This window comes from Micromonospora sp. LOL_024 (assembly GCF_048060415.1).
GTDB lineage: Bacteria > Actinomycetota > Actinomycetes > Mycobacteriales > Micromonosporaceae > Micromonospora.
Genome location: NZ_JBHMIS010000003.1, coordinates 147,428 through 172,784, shown reverse-complemented (window position 1 = coordinate 172,784; position 25,357 = coordinate 147,428). Strand labels below are relative to the sequence as shown.

Here is a 25,357-nt window from a genome sequence, read left to right as displayed (position 1 = left end):
TCCGTACGGCCATCGGCGCCCGTACGGATGATCGTGCTGGATATCTGTCGAAGGCCGTCCGGAAAATGGCACGATGCGCCGATGGTGGAGTCGACGCGACCACTGGGCCGCAGCGGCATCGAGGTGAGTGCCCTGGGCATGGGCTGCTGGGCGATCGCCGGACCCTGGGCCGAGGGACAGATCCCGTTGGGCTGGGGCGCGGTCGACGACGAGGAGTCGGTCCGGGCCGTCCGCCGGGCGCTCGAGTGCGGCGTGACGCTCTTCGACACCGCCGACACGTATGGGGCCGGGCATGGTGAACGCGTCCTCGGGCAGGCCCTGAGCGGCCGGCGCGACGAGGCGGTCATCGCCACCAAGTGGGGCTACACGTTCGACGAGCGGACCCGTCAGGCCAGCGGGCCGGACGCGTCACCGGCGTACCTACGACGAGCCGTGCGGGCGTCGCTGCGACGCCTCGACACCGATCGGATCGACCTGTACCAGCTGCACCTGGCCGACCTGCCCGTGCCGCGGGCGCAGGAGCTGATCGGCGCCCTCGATGACCTGGTGGCCGACGGCCTGGTCCGAGCGTACGGGTGGCGCACCGACCGGGCCGACCGGGCCGCCGTCTTCGGACACGACGCCCCGCACGCCGCCGCCGTGCAGCACAGCCTGTCGGTGCTGCGCGACGCGCCCGACATGCTCACCGTCTGCGACAAGTACGACCTGGCCAGCATCAGCTGCGGGCCGCTCGGCATGGGCCTGCTCACCGGCAAGTACCATGCGGCGTCGACGCTGCCCTACGACGACGTCCGGGGCATGACCTCCGGCTGGCTGGAGTGGTTCCGTGGCGGCCGGCCCGCCCCGCAGTGGCTGCGCCGGGTACACGCCGTCCAGGCGGCGCTGACCGCTGACGGACGCACCCTGGCCCAGGGCGCGCTCGGTTGGATCTGGGCCCGCAGCGACCGGACGATTCCGATCCCGGGCTGCCGCACCGTCGCCCAGGTGGAGGAGAACGCCGCCGCGTTGGCCCTCGGGCCGCTCGCTCACGACCAATTCGTCGAGGTGGAGCGGCAACTGGCGGCACTGCGGCTGGCCGCGCTCCGCGAGGCCGACCGCCCCTACTGGCCCAGCCCCATGCTCCCCACCGCCCGACCCTGACCGCCGGGTGGCGGTGCGGCCCGACGCGGCCGAGACGACGGGACAGCCCGGCGTGCCTCAGGCGTGTTCCCTGTGGATCTGATCGGCCAGGTGAGCGGGCATCGGGTCGTGGCGGACGAAGTGGCGGCGGAAGGTGCCGGCGCCGGCGGTCATCGCACGCAGCTCCACGGCGTAGCGCAGCAGTTCGGTGGCGGGCACCTCGGCGCGTACCAGGGTGCGACCCTCGGTCTCCGGATCCGGCCCGGTGCCGAGCACCCGCCCGCGCCGGCCGGACAGCCCGCCCAGCACCGTGCCCACGTTGCCGTCGGGTACCCGTACGGTTACCTCGTCGACCGGCTCCAGCAGGACCGGTCGCCCCTGCTCGGCGGCGTCGCGCAGGGCCAGCGCACCGGCGGTCTGGAACGCCGCGTCGGAGGAGTCCACGCTGTGTGCCTTCCCGTCGACCAGGGTCACCCGGAGGTCCACCACCGGGTGGCCGGCGAGCACGCCGCGCTGCATCTGGGCGCGTACGCCCTTCTCCACCGACGGGATGTAGTTGTGTGGCACCGCACCGCCGACCACCCGGTCGACGAACTCGAACCCGGCGCCGCGCGGCAGCGGCTCCACCTCGATGTCGCAGACCGCGTACTGGCCGTGCCCCCCGGACTGCTTCACGTGCCGGCCGTGTCCGCGCGCGGACGTCGTGAGCGTCTCCCGTAGCGCCACCCGAACCGGCTCGGTGTCCAACTCCACCCCGCCGACACTCAGCCGGTCGAGGACCACGTCGGCGTGCGCCTCGCCCATGCACCACAGCACCAGCTGGTGTGTCTGCGGGTTGCGCTCCAGCCGCAGCGTCGGGTCACCGGTCACCAGCCGGGCCAGGTTGCGGGCCAGGGCGTCCTCGTCCGAGCGGGACCTCGCCACGATCGCCACCGGCAGCAGCGGCTCGGGCATCTCCCACGGGGCGATCAGCAGCGGATCGTCCTTTGCGGAGATGGTGTCACCGGTCTCCGCGCTGCCGGACTTGGTGATCGCACAGATGTCGCCGGCCACCGCCACGCCGACCTCCCGTAGGGTGGCGCCGAGCGGGCTGTAGAGGTGGGCGATCCGTTCGTCGGCGTCGTGGTCCGGGTGGCCCCGCTCGGTGAGGCCGTGCCCGGACACGTGCACTGTCTGCTCGGCACGCAGGGTGCCGGAGAAGACCCGGACCACGCAGACCCGACCGACGTGCCGGTCGATGGTGGTCCTGACCACCTCGGCGACCAGTGGACCGTCCGGATCGCAGGTCAGCGGCGGGCGGGACGAGCCGTCCACCCCTTCGACCGCGGGCAGGTCGTGCTCCAACGGCGACGGGAAACCGGCGGTGAGCACCTCCAGCAGCGCGTCCAGCCCGACCCCGGTGGCCGCGCAGACCGGCAGCACCGGGTAGAAGTGGCCCCGCGCCACGGCCTTTTCCAGGTCCTCGATCAACAGCTCGGAGCCGATCTCCTCGCCACCGACGTACCGGTCCATCAGGGTCTCGTCCTCGCTCTCGGCGATGATCCCCTCGATCAGTTCGTTGCGGGACTCGACGATGGCTGGCAGGTGCTCGGGGTCGGGGTCACGGACCTGCGGCGGCAGGCCGCCGGTGTAGTCGAAGACCCGCTGGGTGATCAACCCAAGCAGGCCGCCGACGGACTTGCCGTCGTCTCCCAGCATCGGCAGGTAGAGCGGGAGCACATTGTCGCCGAACACCCGCTGGCACAGGGCCACCGCCTCGTCGAAGTCGGCGTGCGGGTGATCCAGCCGGGAGACGGCGACCGCCCGGGGCATGTCCACCGCCGCGCACTCCTCCCACAGTGCCGCGGTGGCGCCGTCCATCCCGTCGACCGCGGAGACCACGAACAGTGCTGCGTCGGAGGCCCTGAGGCCGGCCCGCAGTTCACCGACGAAGTCGGCGTAGCCGGGCGTGTCGAGCAGGTTAACCTTGATCCCGTCATGCAGCAGCGGAGCGCAGGCCACCGCCACCGAACGCTGCTGGCGTACGGCCGCCGGGTCGTGGTCGCAGACGGTGTTGCCGTCGGCGACCGTGCCGGGCCGGGCGATCGTGCCGCTCGCCGCGAGCAACGCCTCGACCAGGGTGGTCTTGCCCGCCCCCGAGTGCCCGACGAGCACCACGTTGCGGATCCTGGTGGGGTCGGCAACCGCCGGCACGCCGCCGGGGCCTCCCTTGTCGTGACTCCGCTGCGCCATCAGGCGCACCTCCCTCAGCCGGTGGTGGGTGGCGACCGCCGCGCGCGACGGGGACACGGCCCGGGCGGGGTGCTGCGCCGATATCCTCCGGTGGTGCGCCGCGAACCGGGCAGTCAACAGGCGGCAGGGTGACCCGGGTCACTTTCTGCCTCGATCTCACACCCGATGACTGGCCGACACAACCCTCGCCGGGCCGACGGCGGTGTCGCGGTCGGCAGCCGACCGTTATCGTGGGACCGCCATGGCGAAGATCTTCCAAGAGTCGGCCCGCGCGGGGATGACCCGCGTCGTCGAGCCGATTGCCCGTAGCCTGCTGCGCGCGGGCGTGTCCCCCAACGCGGTCACCATCGCCGGCACCCTCGGGGTGCTCGTCGGCGCGATCGGCTTCGGTGCCCGCGGCCATCTGGTCGCAGGTGCGTTGATCGTGACGGTCTTCGCGCTCACCGACCTGCTCGACGGGACGATGGCCCGGATGAGTGGCGGCTCGACCCGGTTCGGCGCGTTCCTCGACTCCAGCATGGACCGGGTCGCCGACAGCGCGGTCTTCGGCGCGGTCGCCTTCTACCTGGCCGGCGAGGGCGATCGCGCGGGCGTGGCAGCCGCGCTGATCTGCCTGGCCGCCGGTGGTCTCGTGTCGTACGTGAAGGCCCGCGCCGAAGGGCTCGGTATGAGCGCAAACGTCGGCATCGCCGAGCGCACCGAACGGCTGCTGATCGTCGGCGTCGGTGGCCTGCTCACCGGGCTCGGTGTCGACCGGGCGCTGCCGATCGCGCTGTGGCTGCTCGCGGCGGTGTCGCTGTTCACCGTGGGTCAGCGGATGCGGCACGTCTACCGGCAGGCCCAGCAGGTCAGCGCGCCGGGCGGTCGCGGGTGAGCGGCACAGCGGGGCGGTGCCGTCGGTGAACCTCACCGAACTGGGATTCGTCGCCGGTTGGCGGCTGCTCCGCGTCCTGCCCCGTTCGCTCGTCGCCGCGGGTTTCGCCGCCGGGGCGGACCGGGCCCACCGCCGCCGGGGGACAGGTGCCACCCGGCTGCGCGTCAACCTGCGCCGGGTGGTCGGGCCGGAGCTGCCCGAGGCAGAGCTGGACGAGCTGGTGCGGCGTGGGCTGCGCTCGTACGCCCGCTACTGGATGGAGACGTTCCGGCTGCCCGCGCTGAGCCGTGAGCAGATCCTCGGCAACTTCCGGCTGGACCGTGCCGAGCTGCTCGCCGCGGACGTGGCGGCCGGTCGGGGTGCGGTGGTGGCGCTGCCGCACGGCGGCAACTGGGACGCGGCCGGAGCGTGGGTCGCGGCGAACGGCTGGCCGCTGTCCACGGTCGCCGAGCGACTCAAGCCGGACGGCGTCTTCGAGCGTTTCGTCGCCTTCCGGCAGGGTCTGGGCATGGAGATCCTGCCCACCAACGGCGGTGCCCGGCCGGCAATCGACGTGTTGACCGACCGGCTGGCGGCCGGCGCGGTGGTGCCGCTGCTCGCCGACCGGGACCTGTCCGCCCGCGGCGTCGAGGTGGACCTCTTCGGCGGCCGGACCCGGATGCCGGCCGGGCCGGCGTTGCTCGCGCTGCGTACCGGTGCGCCCCTGTACGTGGCGTCGATGTGGTACGAACCGGATGCCGCGTGCGCCTCGCTGGAGGGCCCGCTGCCGGTACCGGGGCCCGAGGAGGGCACGCTGGACGCGCGGGTCAGATCGCTGACCCAGCTGATCGCCGACCGTCTCGCGGCGGGCATCGCCCGGCATCCGCAAGACTGGCACATGTTGCAGCGGATGTGGCTGAACTGAGGGGGACGGGCGCAATGCGGATCGGCATCGTCTGCCCGTACTCCTTCGACGTGCCCGGCGGGGTGCAGAATCACGTGATGGATCTCGCCGAGGCACTGATCGGGCTCGGGCACGAGGTGAGCGTGCTCGCCCCGGCGGACGAGGATTCGCCGCTGCCGGCGTACGTGGTCTCGGCCGGCCGGGCGGTGCCGCTGCCGTACAACGGTTCGGTGGCCCGGATCGCCTTCGGGCCGGTCTCCACGACCCGGGTACGGCGGTGGATCACCCGGGGCGACTTCGACGTGCTGCACGTGCACGAGCCGCTGACGCTCAGCCTGTCCATGCTCGCCGTGCTCTCGGCCCGGGGGCCGGTGGTGGCCACGTTCCACACCGCGATGGCCCGCTCCCGGGTGCTGGCCGCCGCCCAGGGCGCGCTGCAGATCGTTCTGGAGCGGATCACCGCCCGGATCGCGGTCAGCGCCCTGGCCCGCAAGGTCCAGGTGGAGCACCTGGATGGTGGGGCGGTGGAGATTCCCAACGGGGTCGCGGTGGCCAAGTTTGCCGGAGTCGAGCCGTTACCCGGCTGGCCGGGGGAGTGCGGGTCGGACACCGGGGGTGCCCTCGGCTTCCTGGGCCGTTTCACCGAGCCCCGCAAGGGATTCCCGATCCTGCGGGACGCCTTCGTCGAGCTGGCCCGGCAGCGCCCGGGCCTGCGCCTGCTGGTCGCCGGTCCCGGCGACCGCGACGACCTGTTCGACCGCTTTCCGACTGATCTTCGGGATCAGGTCACCTTCCTCGGCCTGGTCTCCGAGGAGGAGAAGGCCCGCATGCTGCGCAGCGTGCACCTCTACGTGGCCCCGAACACCGGTGGCGAGTCGTTCGGCATGATCCTCACCGAGGCGCTGGCCGCCGGGACCACCGTCGTCGCCAGCGACCTCGACGCCTTCCGCCGGGTGCTCGACGGCGGGCGGGCCGGGCGGATGTTCCCCACCGGTGACGCGGTGACGCTGCGGCGCACCCTGACGGAGTTGCTGGACGATCCGGCCCAGCGGGCAGAGCTGACCGCGTGCGGCGACCAGGTGGTGGCGAATTTCGACTGGCCCGTGGTTGCCCGCCGGGTTATGGAGGTGTACGCAGCCGCGATCGAGGCGACCGACGGGCGGGTGATCGACCAGGAGTGGGTGGGGTTGACCTGATCGGGAGGAACGGGGGCAGCACTACGATGCCGGGCATGTGGTGGGTGGTGGGCGCGACGCTGGTCGTCGGCCTGGTCTCGGCGTACCTGATCTGGACCGCCGGCCGGGTCGAGCGGCTGCAGGCCCGCGCGCAGCTCGCGGCCCGCGCCCTGGATGCCCATCTGCTGCGCCGGGCCGCCGCCGCGGCGGTGCTGGCCGAGCGACTCTACGGCGTCGAGCTGTACGCGGCGGCACGGATCGCGCTCGACGCCCGGCCGGCCGAGCGCGAAGCGGCCGAGAACGACCTGACCCGGCAGCTGCGGACGGTCCAGCTCGACCCCGCCGATGTCGACTGCGAGGCGGTGATCGCCGCCAGCCGGCGGCTCGCCCTGGCCCGCCAGGTGCACACCGATCTGGTCCGGGACGCCCGCGCGGCGCGCGGTCGGCCGCTGGTACGCCTGTTGCGGATGGGACGCCGGCACACCTGGCCGCGCTACTTCGACATCGACGACCCCACGCTGGTCGCCCCCGCGGACGTCCCCGCCGGGCGGGAGGGCGGCTGAGCGGCGTCGCTTCGCGGCGAGGCTGGTGACGGTGGCCACAGAGCAGGCCACCACGGGTCTGATTGGCTGTCGGAGCGGCGTTGACCCGGGCGTAGCATTTCCGCTGCCACCTGCCGAGGACGCCTGAGGAGCGATGACCCGTGTCCGAGACGACTTCCCCGAATGACAGCGCCACACCGGTCGTCGGCACCGCCCGCGTGAAGCGGGGCATGGCCGAGATGCTCAAGGGCGGTGTGATCATGGACGTGGTCACGCCGGAGCAAGCCAAGATCGCTGAGGACGCGGGGGCGGTCGCGGTGATGGCGCTGGAGCGCGTCCCCGCCGACATCCGCGCCCAGGGCGGGGTGTCCCGGATGAGCGATCCCGACATGATCGACGGCATCATCGATGCCGTCTCGATCCCGGTGATGGCCAAGGCCCGCATCGGTCACTTCGTCGAGGCGCAGATCCTGCAGTCCCTCGGCGTCGACTACGTCGACGAGTCGGAGGTGCTGACCCCGGCCGACTACGCCAACCACATCGACAAGTGGGCCTTCACCGTGCCGTTCGTCTGTGGCGCGACCAACCTGGGTGAGGCGTTGCGCCGGATCACCGAGGGCGCGGCCATGATCCGTTCCAAGGGCGAGGCCGGCACCGGTGACGTCTCCAACGCCACCACCCACATGCGGAGGATCCGCCAGGAGATCCGCCGCCTCCAGACGCTGCCGACCGACGAGCTGTTCGTCGCGGCGAAGGAGTTGCAGGCACCGTACGACCTGGTCAAGGAGATTGCTGCCACCGGCAAGCTGCCGGTGGTGCTGTTCACCGCCGGTGGCATCGCCACCCCCGCCGACGCGGCGATGATGATGCAGCTCGGCGCCGAGGGCGTCTTCGTGGGCTCCGGCATCTTCAAGGCCGGCAACCCGGCCCAGCGGGCCGCCGCGATCGTCAAGGCGACCACCTTCCACGACGACCCGGACGTGCTGGCCAAGGTTTCCCGCGGCCTCGGCGAGGCGATGGTGGGCATCAACGTCGACGACATTCCGCAGCCGCACCGCCTCGCCGACCGCGGCTGGTGACGTGAAAGGAGGGGCACCCTGTCAACGCCTCCGGTAGAGCAGGGGCCTCTTCTCAACGCCGGGAAGGAGCGCACGTGACGGCACCCGTGATCGGCGTGCTCGCCCTGCAGGGCGACGTCCGCGAGCACGTCACGGCCCTGACCGGCGCCGGTGCGCGGGCCCACCCGGTACGCCGGCCCACGGAGCTGGACGCGGTCGACGGCCTGGTCATCCCGGGCGGGGAGTCCACCACGATCAGCAAGCTGGTGGACATCTTCGAGATGCGCGAGCCGATCGACAAGCGCATCGCCGCCGGCCTGCCGGTCTACGGCTCCTGCGCCGGAATGATCATGCTGGCTACCGAGGTCCTCGACGGCCGGCCGGACCAACGCGGCTTCGACGGCATCGAGATGACCGTCCGGCGCAACGCCTTCGGCCGGCAGGTCGACTCGTTCGAGGCACCGGTGGAGATCAGCGGCGTCCCCGGTGGCCCGCTGCACGCGGTCTTCATCCGGGCACCCTGGGTCGAGCGGGTCGGCGCCACCGTCGAGGTGCTCGGCACGGTGACCGACGGCCCGGCCGCCGGCCGGATCGTGGCGGTGCGGCGGGACAACCTGCTGGCCACCTCGTTCCATCCGGAACTCACCGGTGACCTGAGGTTGCACGCGTACTTCGTGGACCTGGTCCGCACCGCGACCTGAACTGATCCGGCTTGGGTGCGGGGGACGGGTTGGCTGCTGGCGTGCGGCGGGTGACGACCGACCGCCGCGCCTCGGTAGGATTTACGAGATTCGGCAGGACCATCTGGCCGCCACGGCTTCCACCAGAGCTGACCGGCACCACCGCGTGCGCCGGTGCGGGGCGTGCGCGGTGCGGTCGATGCAGACGGCGGGTAGCAACGGAGGTAACAGATGTCCGGCCACTCAAAGTGGGCGACGACCAAGCACAAGAAGGCGGTCATCGACGCCAAGCGCGGCAAGATGTTCGCCAAGTTGGTCAAGAACGTGGAGGTCGCGGCGCGTACCGGCGGAGGCGATCCGGCCGGCAATCCGACGCTGTACGACGCGATCCAGAAGGCCAAGAAGAGCTCGGTCCCCAACGACAACATCGACCGGGCGGTCAAGCGCGGCTCCGGCCTGGAGGCCGGCGGCGCCGACTACCAGACGATCATGTATGAGGGCTACGGTCCGAACGGCGTCGCGCTGCTGATCGAGTGCCTGACCGACAACCGCAACCGCGCCGCCACCGAGGTACGCACCGCGTTGACCCGTAACGGCGGCTCCTTCGCCGACGCCGGCTCGGTGTCGTACATGTTCACCCGCAAGGGCGTGGTGATCGTGCCGAAGGCGGCCACCACCGAGGACGACGTGATGCTGGCGGTCCTCGACGCGGGCGCCGAGGAGGTCAACGACCTGGGCGAGGCGTTCGAGGTGGTATCCGAGCCAACCGACCTGGTCGCGGTACGCACCGCACTTCAGGACGCCGGCATCGAGTACGAGTCGGCCGAGTCCTCCCTGATCCCCAGCGTCGCCGTGCCGCTGGACGAGGAGGGTGCTCGCAAGATCTTCAAGCTCATCGACGTCCTGGAGGACAGCGACGACGTGCAGAACGTCTACGCGAACTTCGACGTGTCGGACGAGATGCTGTCACAGATCTGAGGTGCGTTCCGTGGCGTGACCTGTACGGGTTGTGGTCGCGACGAAAGGCCAGCCTGAACGTCCGGCCGAGTGAGGCGGCCGACGGCCGCAGGGCCCAATCACCCAGGCGGCTCAGGGAAACAGGGGCCGAGCCGAGCCTGGAGATGCTCCAGGGCCTGTAGAGGGATGTGCCATGCCACCCGACGGTTGGGTCCGAAGCGAGAGCGGCCGTCCCGCGCCGGACCCAACCGCCGTCCCGTGGCCGCGCGTGGTCGCTCTGGTGGCTGTGGTGGAGGTCTACCAGGACGGTCACGGCACACGAAGCCTCAGATCGTGTGGTGCGGGTGCGTACCATGCGGGGCCTGGAGGTGTGATGGGTGAGCTCGTGGGTCAGGTTTTGCGGCATTGGCGCGGCCGCCTGACACGCGAGCACATCGGGTTACCGCCCCGGCTGCGCCGTCGCCGCGGTGGGGGTCTGACCCAGGAGGACGTGACAGACACGGACCTCGCATGCTGGGCAATCCAGATCGGTGGCCTGTGGGACGACCGGCAGGCCGTCTCCAGTCAGCTGGTGACACGAACCCGGTCGGTGGCTTCCTGGTACGCCGTCCCCGGCCAGGCCGTGCACGATGTCGTCATGGCCCTGTGCGCGGCGAGCAGCGCCGCGACCGCCTCGTGGTCTGCTGGCCGTGTCGAGGACACACCACATCACGAGGTCGTCGGACTGGCCGGCACCGCCATCACCATGCAGTGGGCGTGGCTGGGCGCGGACCCGTCAGCCCGGCTGGTCATGATTACGGCTATCGACGGGCGACCTCCCACGCTGTCATCCTGATCTCATGGATCAACTTCCCGCGACCAGTCTCGTCTTGGTCCACCCCGGCCCTGGCTGGGACCACTCCCAGCCGTTGGCAGCTCAGCGCAACGCCGCAGGCCACATTGCCTGGACCAGGCGCCAGGTCGAAGCCGGGACGGCCGTGGTCGCCGGCCCGATCTGGCGGCATGACGAGCGCCTAACCGGTGATCTTGTCGGTGCCCTGGTCCTCGCGCTACCGCCAGGCCCTGCCGCCGAGCTGACCGCGACCGATCCGGCTGTCGTCGGCGGTCAGCTCACCATGAGCACGCACCCGTACCACCAGGTCCAGCCTCGGTAGCACCGCCGGTGCTACCGAGCGAGGTAGGGGCTCCGCCGCACTTTCCGGGCGGGAGCGGGACGGCGGACGCTGACCAGGCTCGCGGTAGCCGAGGAGCATCACGAGGCCCGCCACGGCTCTACGCGACGCTCTCCCGCTCCCGCCAGGCGGTGCGGATCGAGGTGCGGCCGTTGGTCCGCAACAGTGACCCCTCGTACACCCGGGCTCCGGCGATCAGGAAACCGGCGGCGGTCACCAGGAGCAGCACCAGCGAGACCAGCGGCTCCCAGCCGGCCGCGTCCCCGGTGAACATCCGCAGCGGCATCGCCGTCGGCGACGAGAACGGCAGGTAGGACAGGACCCGCATGGCGGTGGCGTTGTCGTTCAGGAAGATCACCGCGAAGAACGGCAGCATCACCGCGAGCTGCACCGGCATCGACACACCGCCGATGTCCTCCAACCGGTTGACCAGCGCGCCGGCCGCCGCCCACATGGAGGCGATCAGCACGAAGCCGAGCAGGAAGAACGGCAGGAACCAGCCGATCGCCGGGCCGAGCAGCGACAGCAGCCCGCCGCTGTCGCCGAACGCCATGCCGGCCACCGCGACCACCGCGACCAGCCCGATCTGCCCGAGCGCGAGGATGGTGCCGGCCAGCATCTTGCCGGCCAGCAGGGCGCGGACCGGCACCGCGGCGACCAGGATCTCCACGATCCGGGTCTGCTTCTCCTCGATGATGCTCTGCGCGATCTGCACGCCGAAGGTCTGCGAGGTGATGAAGAAGATGAAGGCGAAGGCGAACGGCACCAGGAAGGCCACCACCGGGTCCACCGCGTCGGGATTCAGCAGCCGGACCGGGGGTTCGCTGCTCAACGCGGAGACCACATCACCGGGGGCGTCGTCCATCGCGAGCACCGTCGGGCCGGCGACGACCGCGGCCTCCGCGTCGCCGTCGCGGACCGCCTGCTCGGCGGCGGCGTCGTCGGGTACCGCGAGCACCTCCAGCCCCGCCGCGCGCAGCGGACCGGCCGCCGCCTCGGTCACTGCCACGCTTGACGACCCACCGGAGAGCAGCGGCGGCAGGATGGTCGCCGCCGCGGCCATCAGCAGGAAGAACACGGTGCTGATCAGGAAGGTGCGGTCGCGCAGCTTGACCCGGATCTCCCGGGCGGCGACCAGGCGGGTGGCCTCGTAGGTGTTCACTGGGCGACCTCTCGGAAGATCTCGGCGAGGGAAGGACTGACCGGGCGGAACGCGCGGACCGGCCCGCGCTCCAGCGCCGCGCGCAGCAATGGCTGTTCGTCCGCGCCGGGCGCGAGGTCGAAGACGGCGCGGGCGCCGTCGAGGTCCACCAGGGTCACCCCGGGATGGTCTCGTAACCAGCCGGCGTCGGCCTCCACGACCAGCTCGAACCGCGGCATGGTGTACACCGAGCGCAGCTGCTCCCGGCCGCCGGCGGCCCGGATCGCGCCGTCCGCGATGATCACCAGGTCGTCGCAGAGCCGTTCGACCACGTCGAGTTGGTGACTGGAGAAGAGCACCGGCGCGCCGGCGGTGGCCCGCTCGCGCAGCACGGCGACGACCGTGTCCACGGCCAGCGGGTCCAGGCCGGAGAAGGGCTCGTCGAGCACCAGCACCTCCGGCTCGTGTACCAGGGCGGCGGCGATCTGGGCGCGCTGCTGGTTGCCCAGCGACAGGGTCTCCAGCAGGTCGTCGCCCCGTTCCGCGAGACCGACCCGTTCCAGCAACGCGTCGGTGCCGCGCCGGGCGGCCTCCGCGCCCAGTCCGTGCAGCCGGCCCAGGTAGGTCAACTGCTCGCGGACGCTCATCTTCGGATAGAGGCCGCGTTCCTCGGGCATGTAGCCGAACCGTCGCCGGACCTCCCGGCTCAACGGCTGGCCCTGCCACGTCACCTGGCCGGCGTCGGCGGCGAGCACACCGAGGATGATGCGCATGGTGGTGGTCTTGCCGGCGCCGTTACCGCCGACGAAGCCGGTCATCCGGCCGGCCGCCACTTCGAAGGACACGTTCTTGAGCACCTGACGGTCGCCGAAACTGCGGTCGACGCCGTCGAGGCTGAGCACGGAGGTCACGACGTACACGCTAGATCGGCGATCTTGCGCGGACCTCCACCCGGCGGCGGAAATACCGGCTCCGCCTCACGGGGGAGACGCTCACCCGCTGGGCCGCACCACCCCGTGCTCGTACGCGAAGACCACCGCCTGTACCCGGTCGCGCAGACCCAGCTTGGCCAGCACCCGGCTGACGTGCGACTTGACCGTCGCCTCGCCAAGGTGCAGTGCGGCGGCGATCTCGGCGTTGCTGGCACCCGCGGCGACCAGGACCAGGACCTCCCGCTCCCGGGGCGTGAGATCGCGCAGCGCCGCCTCCGGTGCGCGGGCACCGGTCGCGGCCCCCGGCCGGGCGAAGGTGGCGATCACCCGCCGGGTGAGTTCCGGGGCGAGCAGGCCGTCGCCCCGGGCCACCACCCGGATCGCCTCGATCAGGGTTTCCGGGGTGCCGTTCTTGAGCAGGAAGCCGCTGGCGCCGGCACGCAGCGCGGCGAACAGGTAGTCGTCCCGGTCGAAGGTGGTGAGGATCAGCACTGCCGGCCCGCCCGGGTCGTCGGCGTCGGCGCTGATCCGCCGGGTGGCCGTCAGGCCGTCGACGCCGGGCATCTCCACGTCCATCAGCACCACGTCCGGGCGTAGCGCCCGAGCCATGCCGACCGCCCGCTCGCCATCCGCGGCCTCGCCGACCACCTCGATGTCGTCCTCGATCTCGAGGATCACCCGGAAGCCGGTGCGCACCAGGTGATGGTCGTCGGCGAGCAGCACCCGGATCGGCCGCGCCGGCCCGCTCACGCCGGACGTCCCGCCGCCACCGGCAACGGTAGCCGTACCCGGACCCGCCAGCCGCCATCGGTACGCGGACCCACCTCCAGCGCCCCGCCGTGTGTCGCGACCCGTTCCCGCATGCCGATCAGCCCCATTCCGTGGGCGTTCGTCGGGTGGGTGGCCCGGCCGTCGTCGGTCACCTCGATCTCGACTTCCTGCGCCAGGTAGCGGACCCGGACGTCAAGAATGCCCGCCCCGGTGGCGTGCTTCAACACGTTGGTCACGGCCTCCTGCGCCACCCGGTACGCGGCCTGGGAGACCGACTCGGGCAGCGGCACCGCATCGCCGTACACGCCCAGGATGGCCCGCAGTCCGGCCTCGCGGGCCCGGTCCACCACGGCGTCGATCTGGTCGATCCCGGCGGGCCGTCCGGCACGATCCGGGTCACCGTCACCGGCGCGGAGCACGCCGAGCATCCGGCGCAACTCGTCCACGGCCGTGCGGGCGGACTCCTCGATCGCGGCCAACGCCATCCGCGCCTTCGTCGGATCCCGGTCCAGGACCCGGCGGCAGGCCGAGGCTTGTACCCCCATCACCGACACGTGGTGGGCGACCACGTCGTGCAGTTCACGGGCGATCCGGACCCGCTCGCCGACCACGGCGTGCTCCCGGACCTCGGCCTGCGACCGGCGTAGCTGCTCGGCCTGCTCCGCCACCTCGTGCTGCCGGCGGGCGGCGAGCCATGCCGTCTCGCCGAAAAAGTACGCGAACCCGAAGAACAGTCCGTTGACCAGCACGCCGTTGACGATCAGGGCCAGTACGGGCGGCACCGGCCCGACCGCGTCAGCGAACGCCCGCCCGGTGATGCTGCCGTACCTGAGCAGGATGGCGATCCCGAACCAGCTGAACATCACGGCGATCACACCGACCCGCAGCCGACGAGACAGCCGACGGTCCCGCCCCCACGCACCCAGCGTGTAGACGGCCGCGAACAGTGCCCACGAGGAGAGCTGCCACTCGGGTACGGCGCGGACCTGCGACACGATGAACGCGGCCGAGACGGCCAGTGCGGTGGCGGCGGGAAGGCGTCGACGCCAGATCAAGGGCAGCGGCACCGCGACCGTCCAGAGGATCTGTTCCAGGCCCGACGGCGGCGGTCCCAAAACGAACGTCCCGGTGCTGCGGGCCAGCGTCAGGCTGAACAGCGCCAGCGCCGTCGCCGCCAGCCCGGCGTAGAGATCCAGGCGCCGCTGTTCGGTGGTGGGGCCCGGTCGTTGCCACGCGTCCGACGTCTCAACGGTCACCCTGCCGAGCATGTCACTCCCTCGCCGAGCACCGGCACCCAGTCACCGTACGGGGGGCCTCCCCGCCTGAGGCCCCCCGTACCGTATCGCCGCATGTCATCGCACCCCGCGGAGCAAGGGGTGCGAGGTGGATCAGGTCTTGCCCGGTCAGTCGGTGCTGACCATCGGCGGCAGCGGGCAGTGCAGCAGACCGCAGATGGTGCGCAGCAGCTCGATCTCGGGCACGGTCATCATCCCGTCGTGGCTGATCACCGCGACGGTGGCCGCCACCAGCCGTTCCTTGTCGGCGGGGCGCAGCCCGTCCAGCACCGGCCAGGCGGCCTCCAGGGCCAGCACACCGTTCTCCTGGGGCGCGTAGGGCAGGTTCGTGCCGGGCAGCAGTGTGGCGACACCGGCCTGGAAGGCTTGTTCGGCGGCGGCCCGCTCGGCATGCCCGACCTGGGCGAGGATGGCCAGCAGGTGGGCCGCCGCCGAGCGGGAGTCGGTGAGGGTGCGTCGGTCGGGCCGCCAGCGGGAGTCCGGTCGCAGTGACTCCTCCAGCTCGGCCAGCAGCAGTCGGGACAGGCAGTACTCGGAGACGTTGATCGCGCCGTCGGCGTGGATCAGTGTGAAGACGGCCGCGAGCAGCGACTCCACCTCCGCGTCCGGGCGGTCGCGCAGGGCCGGGAAGGCCAGTTCGGCCAGGGGCAGCCGGAGCATCGGGTGCAGCGCGGCCAGCGCCTCCGCCTCCTGCACGGCGGCGTCGGCCAGTTCCCGGCCGTGCCGCTCCGTCAGGGCGGAGTACTGCTGCTGGCGGACCGGTGATTCGGTGCTAAGTAGCAGGCCGAGCAGCAACGGCCCGGCGGAGTTCCGGCCACGGGCCCGGTCCAGCAGCGGCTCCGGGATCCGGTCGAGGATCGCCGCCGCGTGGGTGTAGGCGGTCTCGGTCGGCGCGGCCACCCGGCCCAGCACCTCGCTTGGCGCGACGCGTACCCGGGTGCCCTCCACCGGCAACGCCGGCCCAGCCCTACCGCCGGCGCCAGGAGCCGGCCCAGCCGGTGCCAGGCCCATCGCCAGGTCCTCCTGCCGGCCAGACGGCGGCGCCGCCGACCAGCGCTGGGACAGTTGCCGCAGCTCGGCCGGGTCGAAGGACGGCTCCAGCGCCCGGATCCGGTCGGTCAGCGGGGGGTGGGTGGCGAACCAGGACGTCCGGGCGGCCTCGCCGAAGAGCATGTGCCCCACCTCGTCGCGCTTCGGCGACTTCAGCCCGGACCCGTCGGTCAGGCCGCCGATCTTCTTCAGCGCCCCGGCGATGCCACTGGTCTGGCGGGTGTACTGCACGGCCGAGGCGTCGGCGAGGTACTCCCGCTGCCGGGACACCGACGCCTGGATGAGCCGCCCGGCGAGGACGCCCACGTAGCCGGCCGCCAGCAGCGCCAAGCCCACCAGCGCCAGCGGGGCGGCGCTGCCGCTGTTGTCGCGCGACCGGCCGCCGCCGATGACGCCGGCCCGGGCCAGCCCTCGGCCGATCACGGTCAGGAACAGGATGCCGAACAGCAGGCCCATCAATCGGATGTTGAGCCGCATGTCGCCGTTGACGACGTGGCTGAACTCGTGGGCGATGACCCCCTGGAGTTCGTCGCGGTTGAGCCGCTGCAACGCGCCCCTGGTGACCGCGACGGCGGCGTCGGACGTGCTCCAACCGGCGGCGAAGGCGTTGATCGCCGTCTCCTCCGGCAGGATGTAGACCTCCGGGACGGGTACGCCGGCGGCCAGCGCCATCTCCTCGACGACGTTGCGCAGCCGGCGCAGCTCCGGGTCGCCGGTGTCCGTCGGCACCGGCACCCCGCCAAGCTCACGGGCCACCTTCCCGCCGCCACCGCGCAACGCGAGCGTACGCACCAGGGCGGCCAGTCCGATCGCGGCGACCGTGGCGACGGTGACCATGACGACGAGGCCGGCAAGCTGCCCGGGATCGGCAGCGGTGGCGTTGAACGCGAACACCGCCGCGAGGTTCACCACCAGCACGATGCCGGCCACGGCCAGCACGAACAGCAGCACCAGCCGGGTCGACAGCCGGCGTACCTGGCGCTGCCGTTCGAAGAAGTTCATCGGTACCCGATCAGAACGAGACCTGCGGGGCCTGACGCTGCTGCGGGTCGTCCGGCGCGAACAGCGCCGCCGGCCCGAAGGAGAACATCTTCGCCACCGCGCTGGACGGGAACACCTCGCGCTTGTTGTTGTAGGCCATCACCGCGTCGTTGTACGCCTGTCGGGCGAAGGCGACCCGGTTCTCCGTCGAGGTCAGCTCCTCCGACAGCTGCATCATGTTCTGGTTGGCCTTGAGGTCCGGGTACGCCTCGGAGAGCGCGAACAGCCGACCCAGGCTGGCGGTGAGCATGTTCTCCGCGCCGCTGAGCTGCTGCATCGCGGCCGGGTCGCCGGGAGTCGCCGCGGCGTTGGCCTGCGCGTTGACGGCCGCGGTCCGGGCGGCGATGACCGCCTCCAACGTCTCCCGCTCGTGCTTGAGGTAGCCCTTGGCGGTCTCGACCAGGTTGGGAATGAGGTCGTGGCGCCGGACGAGTTGCACGTCGATCTGGGCGAAGGCGTTACGAAAGGCGTTGCGGGCCCGCACCAGCCCGTTGTAGATCGAGACGCCGAAGCCGAGCACCGCCACGACGAGCAACGCGAGACATGCCAATCCGATGATCAGTTCCACGGCCGCTCCCTCGGTACGTGTCGGTTCTGCCACTGATCATCGTACGTTCGCCGCTCCAACCCCGCCCCATCTCTCCTCCCCCCACCTGCGCCCACCCCCACCCTCCGCGTCGATCTAGGGCTTGTCGTCGTTGCGGGAGATCGACTAGTCGCGATTTCCCCTAGATCGACGCGGCGGCTCGGTGGCTTTGAGCGCGCTGTCGATCACGTCCCAGACCGTGATCGCGACGATGGCGACAACGCTGATCCGGGCCCTCGACCGGCATGATTTACACCACGTCGCCGGCACGCCGCGCGGCACACCGGAGCCCGCTCGGCGGCGGGATAGGGTTAGCCGACCGACTCGATCCGCTGACCCGGGGGGCCTCCGCATGGGCGATTCGTTCGCGCATCTGCACGTGCACACGGAGTACTCGATGTTGGACGGAGCAGCCCGGCTCAAGGACCTGTTCGCCGAGGTCAAGCGGCAGGAGATGCCGGCCGTGGCGATGACCGACCACGGCAACATGCACGGCGCGAACGACTTCTACAAGCAGGCGATGGCCGCCGGGGTCACCCCGATCCTGGGCATCGAGGCGTACGTGGCGCCGGAGTCACGGTTCCACAAGAAGCGGGTGCGTTGGGGTCGGCCGGAACAGAAGAGCGACGACGTCTCCGGCAGTGGCGGCTACACCCACAAGACGATCTGGGCGCGTAACAAGACCGGCCTGCACAACCTCTTCACGCTCACCTCGAAGGCGTACACCGAGGGTTACTTTGTCAAGTGGCCCCGGATGGACACCGAGCTGCTCGCCGAGCACGCCGACGGTCTGATGGCGACCACCGGCTGCCCCTCCGGCGAGGTGCAGACCCGGCTGCGGCTCGGCCACGACGCGCAGGCCCTCGAAGCCGCGGCGAAGTACCAGGACATCTTCGGCAAGGAGAACTACTTCCTGGAGCTGATGGACCACGGCCTGGAGATCGAGAAGCGGGTCCGGGACGGCCTGGTGGAGATCGGTCGCAAGCTGGGCATCCCGCCCGTGGTCACCAACGACTCGCACTACACCCACGAGTCGCAGTCCGAGGCGCACGACGTGCTGCTCTGCGTGCAGACCGGCAGCAACGTGGCCGACCCGAACCGCTTCAAGTTCGGCGGCAGCGGCTACTACATCAAGTCCGCCGACGAGATGCGCGGCGTGGACGGCTCCGATGTCTGGCTGGAGGGCTGCCGCAACACTCTGCTGGTGGCCGAGCGGGTCGACCCCGCCGGGATGTTCGAGTTCCACAACCTGATGCCGCGTTTCCCGGTGCCCGACGGGGAGACCGAGGAGTCGTGGTTCCGTAAGGAGACCTTCGCCGGGCTGGGCCGGCGCTACCCGCAGGGCATCCCCGAGGGCCACGTGGTGCAGGCCGAGTACGAGTTGGGCGTCATCATCCAGATGGGCTTCCCGTCGTACTTCCTCGTGGTCGCCGACTTCATCGGTTGGGCCAAGGCGCAGGGCATCGCCGTCGGTCCCGGCCGTGGCTCGGCGGCCGGCTCGCTGGTCGCCTACGCGCTGGGCATCACCGACCTGGATCCGATCCCGCACGGGCTGATCTTCGAGCGGTTCCTCAACCCCGAGCGGGTCTCGATGCCGGACGTCGACATCGACTTCGACGAGCGCCGGCGCGGCGAGGTGATCAAGTACGTCACCGACAAGTGGGGTGAGGACAAGGTCGCGCAGATCGCCACCTTCGGCACCATCAAGGCCAAGGCCGCGATCAAGGACTCGGCCCGGGTGCTCGGCTATCCGTACGCGGTGGGCGACCGGATCACCAAGGCCATGCCGCCGGCGGTGATGGGCAAGGACATCCCCCTCGAAGGCATCTTCGACCCGAAGCATCCCCGGTACGCCGAGGCCGGCGAGATCCGGGGCATGTACGAGGCGGAGGCCGACGTCAAGAAGGTCATCGACACCGCCCGCGGTATCGAGGGCCTGATCCGGCAGACCGGCGTGCACGCCGCCGGGGTCATCATGTCCGCCGAGCCGATCGTGGAGCACATCCCGCTGATGCGCCGGGACTCCGACGGGGTGATCATCACCCAGTTCGACTACCCGACGTGCGAGTCGCTCGGGCTGTTGAAGATGGACTTCCTCGGCCTGCGCAACCTGACCATCATCGACGACGCGGTGAAGAACATCCAGCTCAACCACGGCAAGCAGATGGACCTGCTGGGGTTGCCGCTGGACGACAAGCCCGCGTACGAACTGCTGTCCCGAGGCGACACCCTGGGCGTGTTCCAGCTCGACGGCGGGCCGATGCGGTCGCTGCTGAGGATGATGAAGCCGGACAACTTCGAGGACATCTCCGCGGTCCTGGCGCTGTACCGCCCCGGCCCGATGGGGGTGGATTCGCACACCAACTACGCCTTGCGCAAGAACGGGCTCCAGGAGATCACCCCGATCCACCCGGAGTTGGCGGAGCCGCTCCAGGAGATCCTCGCCCCGACCCACGGCCTGATCGTCTACCAGGAGCAGGTGCAGCGCGCCGCGCAGATCCTCGCCGGGTACACCCTTGGTCAGGCCGATCTGCTGCGCCGGGCGATGGGCAAGAAGAAGAAGGAGATCCTGGACAAGGAGTTCATCCCGTTCCGGGACGGCTGTCGCGAACACGGCTACTCCGACGACGCGATCCAGAAGGTCTGGGACGTGTTGGTCCCGTTCGCCGGGTACGCCTTCAACAAGGCGCACTCCGCGGCGTACGGGCTGGTGTCGTACTGGACGGCCTACCTGAAGGCGCACTACCCGGCCGAGTACATGGCGGCGCTGCTCACCTCCGTCGGTGACGACAAGGACAAGATGGCCATGTACCTGTCGGAGTGCCGGCGGATGGGCATCCAGGTGCTGCCGCCGGACGTCAACACCTCGGCCGGGCCGTTCACCCCGGTCGGCAAGGAGATCCGCTTCGGTCTCGGCGCGATCCGCAACGTCGGCGCGAACGTGGTCGCCTCGATCATGCGCTGCCGCGCGGAGAGGGACGAGTACGCCGACTTCTACGACTTCCTGTCCAAGGTGGACGCGGTGGTCTGCAACAAGAAGACGATCGAATCGCTGATCAAGGCGGGAGCGTTCGACTCGCTCAAGCATTCCCGCAAGGCCCTGCTCACCGTGCACGCCGACGCCATCGACGCGTACGCCGACGTCAAGCGCAAGGAGGCCGTCGGGCAGTACGACCTGTTCGGGGCGGGCTTCGGTGACACCGAGACGGCGACCAGCACCACGGTCATGCCGACCATCGCCGACGGGGAATGGGACAAGCGTGACAAGCTCGCGTTCGAGCGCGAGATGCTCGGCCTGTACGTCTCCGACCATCCGCTGTTCGGCCTGGAGCACATCCTCGGCGCGGCGGCCGACACCACCATCGCCGCCCTCTCCGAGGAGGGCACCGTGCCCGACGGCGCGGTGGTCACCCTCGCCGGCATCCTCTCCGGAGTGCAGCGGCGGGTCACCAAGCAGGGGCGGGCGTGGGCCTCGGCGACCCTGGAGGACCTCGCCGGCGGGGTGGAGACGCTGTTCTTCCCGAACACCTACGAGGTGATCGGCCAGTACATCGCCGAGGACGCGATCGTCGTGGTCAAGGGCCGGGTCGACCGGCGCGACGACACCCCGCGCATCATGGCGATGGACATGTCCCTGCCGGACGTCAGCATCAGCACGGCGAACAAGCCGGTGACCCTCACCATCCCGGTGACCCGCTGCACCCCGCCGTTGGTGGCGAGGATCAAGGAAACCCTGGTGCTGCACCCCGGCGACGCCGAGGTGCACGTCAAGCTGCTCAACGGCAGCCGAAGCGCGACGTGGCGGCTCGGCCCGGTCCGGGTGGCGGCCACCACCGCCCTGATGGCCGACCTGAAGACCGTCCTCGGCCCAGCCAACGTCACCTGATCCCCCCCCCATCCGCGCGTCGAGTCGTGCAGCTCTGGTGAGGTGGTCGCGACAAGCCGGTCCGGTCAGGTGCCACACCTGCGTGGCCGACGGGGCGGGGGGCCGAGCTGGGGTGGGTGGGGGCCAGAGGGGCCGGATTGGCGCTTAGGGTGCGCTGCCGGGGCGGCTAGCGTCGGGTCGTGGAACTGGAACAGGCGCAGAAGGTGTGGCAACCACGGCCGGGGTGGCTGAACACCGCCAGCTACGGGCTGCCTCCGGACCCGGCCTGGGACGCGCTGCAGGAGGCGCTGGCTGACTGGCGGGCGGGACAGGGGTCGTGGAGGACCTGGGGTGGGGCCACCGATCGGTGCCGGGCCGCCTTCGCCCGGATCGTCGGGGTGCCGGTGGTCGACGTCGCGGTCGGCGGCACCGTCTCGCAGCTACTGGCGCCGGTGGCCGCCGCGCTGCCCGTCGGCGCCCGGGTGGTCGTACCCGGGGTCGAGTTCACCTCCAACCTCTTTCCCTGGTTGGTGCAGGAGGCACGGGGAGTCCAGGTACGTACCGTGCCGCTGGCCGAACTGGCCGCCTCGGTCGACGCCGACACCGACCTGGTGGCGTTCAGTCTGGTGCAGTCCGCCGACGGCGCGGTGGCCGCGTACGACGACATCGTCGCGGCGGCCCGGACCCACGGTGCGCTCGTCGCGGTCGACGCCACCCAGGCGTGTGGCTGGCTGCCGTTCGACGCGGGCCGCGCCGACGTGGTGGTGGCTGGCGGGTACAAGTGGCTGATGGGCCCTCGGGGCACCGCGTTCGCCTACCTCGCCCCAACGTTGCGGGACCGGCTGCGGCCGGACGCTGCCGGCTGGTACGCGGGCCACGACCCGCACGCCTCCTACTACGGCCCGCCGCTGCGGCTGGCCGAGGACGCCCGCCGGTTCGACATCTCACCGGCCTGGTTCAGTTGGGTGGGTGCCGCGCCGGCGCTGGACCTGCTGTTGGAGATCGGCGTGCCCGTGGTGCGCGCGTACGATGTGGCGTTGGCCAACCGCTTCCTCACCGGGCTGGGGCAGCCGCCCGGACACAGCGCGATCGTAACCGTCGAGGTGCCCGACGCGCAGGAGAAGCTCGAACGGGCCGGGATTCGCGCGGCGGTGCGGGCCGGCCGGGTACGGGCTTCCTTCCATCTCTACTCCACCACCGAGGACGTCGACCTGGCCCTCGACGCCCTCACCTCCTGACCGCGCCGCCCGCTCCGCACCGGGGACGGCTCGCCGGTGCGGAGCGGGCGGCGCTCCCATGACCGTCGATCTAGGGGTGGTCGTCGTCGCTGGAGATCGACTGACAGCTCTTTTCCCTAGATCGACGGGACGTCACGGGGCTACTTGCCGGTGACGATGCCCGGGTTAATGCACAGGCCCGGGGTGTTGCCGTGTTTGTCGGCGATCTCCAGGCAGCGGGTCACCTTGTCCACGGTGGCGTTGGTCTCGGTGATCTGCTTCTGGATCTCGGCGTTGAGGCGGTCCTGTTCGAGGTTGCGGGTCTGGGCGAGCTTGTCTTGGAATGCCTTGATGTTGCCCTCGGTCTTGTCGTCGTGGTTGACCCTGGTGATGGTGACCGACAGGATCTCGACGTCGTCGGCCAGCCGGCCCTCGGCGTTGGACTTGATGCTCGCCGCGAAGGGTTTGAGGTCGACGTTCAGGTTGCCCGTCTTCGAGTCGATGCGCTCCAGGGGGTTGTAGGTGGCGAAGGCGTCGTTCACCGCGCTGTCGAGCTGGACCCCGACCCGCTGTCCCCGGAAGCTCTCGAAGTCGCCCTTGTAGTCCATGAACTGCTTCGGGGCGTTCTCGGGCTGGACCTGCCACTCGACGAGCACCTCCACGCACGCGTCGGCCAGGGTGCCGGTACGGACCCGTACGCAGTGGTCGCTGCCGATGTGGTCGTACTTCTGCCGCCCGGCGTCCCACTCGCCGACGCGCTGCCACGGGGTGACCCATTTCAGGCCGGAGCCGGTGACCTCACCGGTCGGCTTGCCGAAGCTGGTGACGATGCCGACCGAGCGGATCGGTACCGAGTGGGCACTCGATGCGACGGTGAGGACGATCGCCCCGATCAGGGCGCCGATCGCCGCCAGGGCGCTGGTCTGCCGCACCTGGCGCTGCGAGCCGAGCAGGGCGACGGCGAGGGTGATGGCCGCGATGGCGGCGGCGATGATCGCCAGGATGAAGCCGAAGGGCATGACGGGGACCTTTCAGGGGTTCGCTAAGTTGATCATCAACTTAGCCCTCCGGGTCAAGCTGCCATCAATGTGGCGGGGGACACTGTCGATACGGATCGGTTCCGTATCGTAACTGCTCTACGCTCAGTGGTGATGCGGACGGGACCGTGTCGGAATTTGGGGGCCGAGATGCGACCGAACGAGAACGCCGGACACCCGAGGAGGTGGGCGATCCTCGGCGTGCTGGTGATCAGCCTGCTCGTGGTCGTCCTCGACAACACCATCCTCAACGTCGCACTGCGAACGCTCGCCGACCCGGTGCACGGGCTCGGCGCGAGCCAGGGCGAGCTCGAACGGGCGATCAACTCGTACACGCTGGTCTTCGCCGGACTGCTGTTCACCTTCGGCGTGCTGGGTGACCGCGCCGGCCGCCGCCGGATGCTGCTGATCGGGCTCGTGCTCTTCGGACTGGCGTCGTGGCTGTCGGCGTACGCGCAAGGTCCCGGCCAGCTGATCGCGGCCCGCGCGTTGATGGGCATCGGCGGCGCCGCCATCATGCCGGCGACCCTGTCGATCATTTCCAACGTCTTCGACCCCCGCGAACGGGCCCGGGCCATCGGGACCTGGGCCGGCGCGGTCGGTCTGGCGGTGGCGATCGGTCCGGTCCTGGGTGGCCTGCTGCTGGAGCACTTCTGGTGGGGCTCGGTATTCCTGATCAACGTGCCCGTCGTGGCGGCCGGCGTGGTCCTGGTCGCGCTGCTGGTGCCCGAGTCGCGGGACCCCGAACCGGGCCGTATCGACGCGCTCGGCGTGCTGCTGTCGGTGGTCGGTCTGGTCGCCCTCACCTACGGCATCATCGACGGTGGCGAGCACGGCTTCGGTCGGCCCCTGGTCTGGGTCTCGATCGTCGGCGGCGTCGGGGTGCTCGCCTGGTTCGTCCTGCACGAACGGCGCAGCAGCCACCCGTCGCTGGACATCCGGCTGTTCCGGGTTCCCCGCTTCGCCGCCCCGGTGGCGATGATCGGGCTGGTCTTCTTCGCCGCGATGGGCGTGATGTTCTTCAGCTCGTTCTACCTGCAACTGGTGCGTGGCTACAGCCCGCTAGAGACCGGCCTGCTCTTCCTGCCCTTCGCGGTCGCCCAACTCGCCTTCGCCCCGCGCAGCGCCACCATGGTCCGCAGGTACGGCGCCCGGATGGTGTCGGCGGTGGGGCTGGTGCTGACCTCGGTGGCGTTGGGCGCGTTCGCCTTCGTCGACGCCGCCACGCCCATCTGGGTGGTGCTGGTCGCGTTCTTCCTGCAGGGCGTCGGGATGGCCAACATCATGCCGCCGGCCACTGAGTCGATCATGTCGGCGCTGCCGCGGGAGAGGGCCGGCGTGGGCTCCGCGGTCAGCAACACCATCCGGCAGGTGGCCGCCGCGCTCGGCGTCGCGGTGATCGGCTCGGTGCTGGCCGCGGGCTACCGCAGTGGGATCGAACCGGCCCTGGCGGAGCTGCCGCCGGCGGCCGGCGAGGCGGCCGGCGAGTCCATCGCGGGCGCGTACGCCGCGGCCGGTCAGCTCGGTCCGGCGGGGCCGCAGCTGGTCGCGGCGGCCAACGACTCCTTCGTCTCGGCGATGCACGTCTCGGCGCTGCTGGCCACGCTGGTCGCCGTGGCCGGCGTTCTGGTGGCCCTGCGCTGGATGCCGGGCCGGTCCGAGGTCGGTGCACCGGCCCCTATCGGGGAACCCGAGTTGGCCGGTGTCGTGCCGCGTCAGGGACAATGAGG

At 70.9% G+C, this 25,357-nt stretch carries 21 protein-coding genes; 13 read left to right on the top strand and 8 right to left on the bottom strand.

Annotated features, from left to right (window positions below; genetic code table 11):
- Positions 1-81: 81 nt before the first annotated feature.
- Entirely contained in the window at positions 82-1,140 is a 1,059-nt protein-coding gene (locus ACFHWY_RS06460) for an aldo/keto reductase (protein ID WP_416579168.1), read from the top strand.
- Between the two features lie 57 nt (positions 1,141-1,197).
- Here the strand turns inward: ACFHWY_RS06460 and ACFHWY_RS06455 are convergent, their stop codons facing one another.
- Positions 1,198-3,351 carry an elongation factor G-like protein EF-G2 gene (locus ACFHWY_RS06455; protein WP_416579167.1) on the bottom strand — a complete coding sequence of 718 codons (2,154 nt, stop codon included), beginning with the start codon at positions 3,349-3,351 and terminating at the stop codon, positions 1,198-1,200.
- A gap of 241 nt (positions 3,352-3,592) precedes the next feature.
- Between ACFHWY_RS06455 and pgsA the strand changes: the two genes are divergently transcribed.
- The 9 genes from pgsA to ACFHWY_RS06410 all read left to right on the top strand — a co-directional run bounded on the left by pgsA (position 3,593) and on the right by ACFHWY_RS06410 (position 10,674).
- Complete coding sequence (gene pgsA / locus ACFHWY_RS06450) at positions 3,593-4,225, top strand: phosphatidylinositol phosphate synthase (RefSeq protein ID WP_416579166.1); 633 nt, start codon at positions 3,593-3,595, stop codon at positions 4,223-4,225.
- A 25-nt stretch (positions 4,226-4,250) separates the two neighbouring features.
- Complete coding sequence (locus tag ACFHWY_RS06445) at positions 4,251-5,129, top strand: phosphatidylinositol mannoside acyltransferase (RefSeq protein WP_416579165.1); 879 nt, start codon at positions 4,251-4,253, stop codon at positions 5,127-5,129.
- Positions 5,130-5,143: 14 nt separating this feature from the next.
- Positions 5,144-6,304, top strand: a complete 1,161-nt coding sequence (locus ACFHWY_RS06440; RefSeq protein ID WP_416579164.1) for a glycosyltransferase family 4 protein — start codon at positions 5,144-5,146, stop codon at positions 6,302-6,304.
- 35 nt (positions 6,305-6,339) lie between these two features.
- The gene (locus tag ACFHWY_RS06435; RefSeq protein ID WP_416579163.1) at positions 6,340-6,846 is read left to right on the top strand and encodes a hypothetical protein; all 507 of its coding nucleotides are present in this window, start codon (positions 6,340-6,342) and stop codon (positions 6,844-6,846) included.
- A 140-nt stretch (positions 6,847-6,986) separates the two neighbouring features.
- A complete protein-coding gene (gene pdxS / locus ACFHWY_RS06430) occupies positions 6,987-7,904 on the top strand; it encodes a pyridoxal 5'-phosphate synthase lyase subunit PdxS (RefSeq protein WP_416579162.1) in 918 nt (305 codons plus the stop codon).
- A gap of 74 nt (positions 7,905-7,978) precedes the next feature.
- Positions 7,979-8,584 (top strand): pyridoxal 5'-phosphate synthase glutaminase subunit PdxT, encoded by a 606-nt coding sequence (gene pdxT / locus ACFHWY_RS06425; RefSeq protein ID WP_416579161.1) that lies wholly within the window; start codon positions 7,979-7,981, stop codon positions 8,582-8,584.
- Between the two features lie 210 nt (positions 8,585-8,794).
- On the top strand, positions 8,795-9,541 hold the full coding sequence (locus tag ACFHWY_RS06420; RefSeq protein ID WP_416579160.1) for a YebC/PmpR family DNA-binding transcriptional regulator: 747 nt from the start codon (positions 8,795-8,797) through the stop codon (positions 9,539-9,541).
- Between the two features lie 469 nt (positions 9,542-10,010).
- Complete coding sequence (locus ACFHWY_RS06415; RefSeq protein WP_416579159.1) at positions 10,011-10,355, top strand: hypothetical protein; 345 nt, start codon at positions 10,011-10,013, stop codon at positions 10,353-10,355.
- A 4-nt stretch (positions 10,356-10,359) separates the two neighbouring features.
- Positions 10,360-10,674, top strand: a complete 315-nt coding sequence (locus ACFHWY_RS06410) for a hypothetical protein (RefSeq protein ID WP_416579158.1) — start codon at positions 10,360-10,362, stop codon at positions 10,672-10,674.
- Positions 10,675-10,792: 118 nt separating this feature from the next.
- Here the strand turns inward: ACFHWY_RS06410 and ACFHWY_RS06405 are convergent, their stop codons facing one another.
- The 6 genes from ACFHWY_RS06405 to ACFHWY_RS06380 form a co-directional block, all read right to left on the bottom strand.
- Positions 10,793-11,854, bottom strand: a complete 1,062-nt coding sequence (locus ACFHWY_RS06405) for an ABC transporter permease (RefSeq protein WP_416579157.1) — start codon at positions 11,852-11,854, stop codon at positions 10,793-10,795.
- The gene (locus ACFHWY_RS06400; protein ID WP_416579156.1) at positions 11,851-12,744 is read right to left on the bottom strand and encodes an ABC transporter ATP-binding protein; all 894 of its coding nucleotides are present in this window, start codon (positions 12,742-12,744) and stop codon (positions 11,851-11,853) included. The genes ACFHWY_RS06405 and ACFHWY_RS06400 overlap by 4 nt, the downstream gene beginning before the upstream one ends.
- Before the next feature lie 81 nt (positions 12,745-12,825).
- On the bottom strand, positions 12,826-13,515 hold the full coding sequence (locus ACFHWY_RS06395) for a response regulator (protein WP_416579155.1): 690 nt from the start codon (positions 13,513-13,515) through the stop codon (positions 12,826-12,828).
- Positions 13,512-14,804, bottom strand: coding sequence for a sensor histidine kinase (locus ACFHWY_RS06390; RefSeq protein WP_416579154.1), 1,293 nt, complete (start codon positions 14,802-14,804; stop codon positions 13,512-13,514). Before ACFHWY_RS06390 ends, ACFHWY_RS06395 begins: the two co-directional genes overlap by 4 nt.
- 135 nt (positions 14,805-14,939) lie before the next feature.
- Entirely contained in the window at positions 14,940-16,883 is a 1,944-nt protein-coding gene (locus ACFHWY_RS06385) for a M48 family metallopeptidase (RefSeq protein WP_416579153.1), read from the bottom strand.
- A 10-nt stretch (positions 16,884-16,893) separates the two neighbouring features.
- The gene (locus tag ACFHWY_RS06380) at positions 16,894-17,490 is read right to left on the bottom strand and encodes a LemA family protein (protein WP_416579152.1); all 597 of its coding nucleotides are present in this window, start codon (positions 17,488-17,490) and stop codon (positions 16,894-16,896) included.
- Between the two features lie 370 nt (positions 17,491-17,860).
- Between ACFHWY_RS06380 and dnaE the strand changes: the two genes are divergently transcribed.
- Positions 17,861-21,394 (top strand): DNA polymerase III subunit alpha, encoded by a 3,534-nt coding sequence (gene dnaE, locus ACFHWY_RS06375; RefSeq protein WP_416579151.1) that lies wholly within the window; start codon positions 17,861-17,863, stop codon positions 21,392-21,394.
- A 179-nt stretch (positions 21,395-21,573) separates the two neighbouring features.
- A complete protein-coding gene (locus ACFHWY_RS06370) occupies positions 21,574-22,611 on the top strand; it encodes an aminotransferase class V-fold PLP-dependent enzyme (protein ID WP_416579150.1) in 1,038 nt (345 codons plus the stop codon).
- A 140-nt stretch (positions 22,612-22,751) separates the two neighbouring features.
- Here the strand turns inward: ACFHWY_RS06370 and ACFHWY_RS06365 are convergent, their stop codons facing one another.
- The gene (locus ACFHWY_RS06365) at positions 22,752-23,609 is read right to left on the bottom strand and encodes an SPFH domain-containing protein (protein ID WP_416579149.1); all 858 of its coding nucleotides are present in this window, start codon (positions 23,607-23,609) and stop codon (positions 22,752-22,754) included.
- Between the two features lie 168 nt (positions 23,610-23,777).
- Between ACFHWY_RS06365 and ACFHWY_RS06360 the strand changes: the two genes are divergently transcribed.
- A complete protein-coding gene (locus ACFHWY_RS06360) occupies positions 23,778-25,355 on the top strand; it encodes an MFS transporter (protein ID WP_416579148.1) in 1,578 nt (525 codons plus the stop codon).
- Positions 25,356-25,357 lie beyond the last annotated feature (2 nt).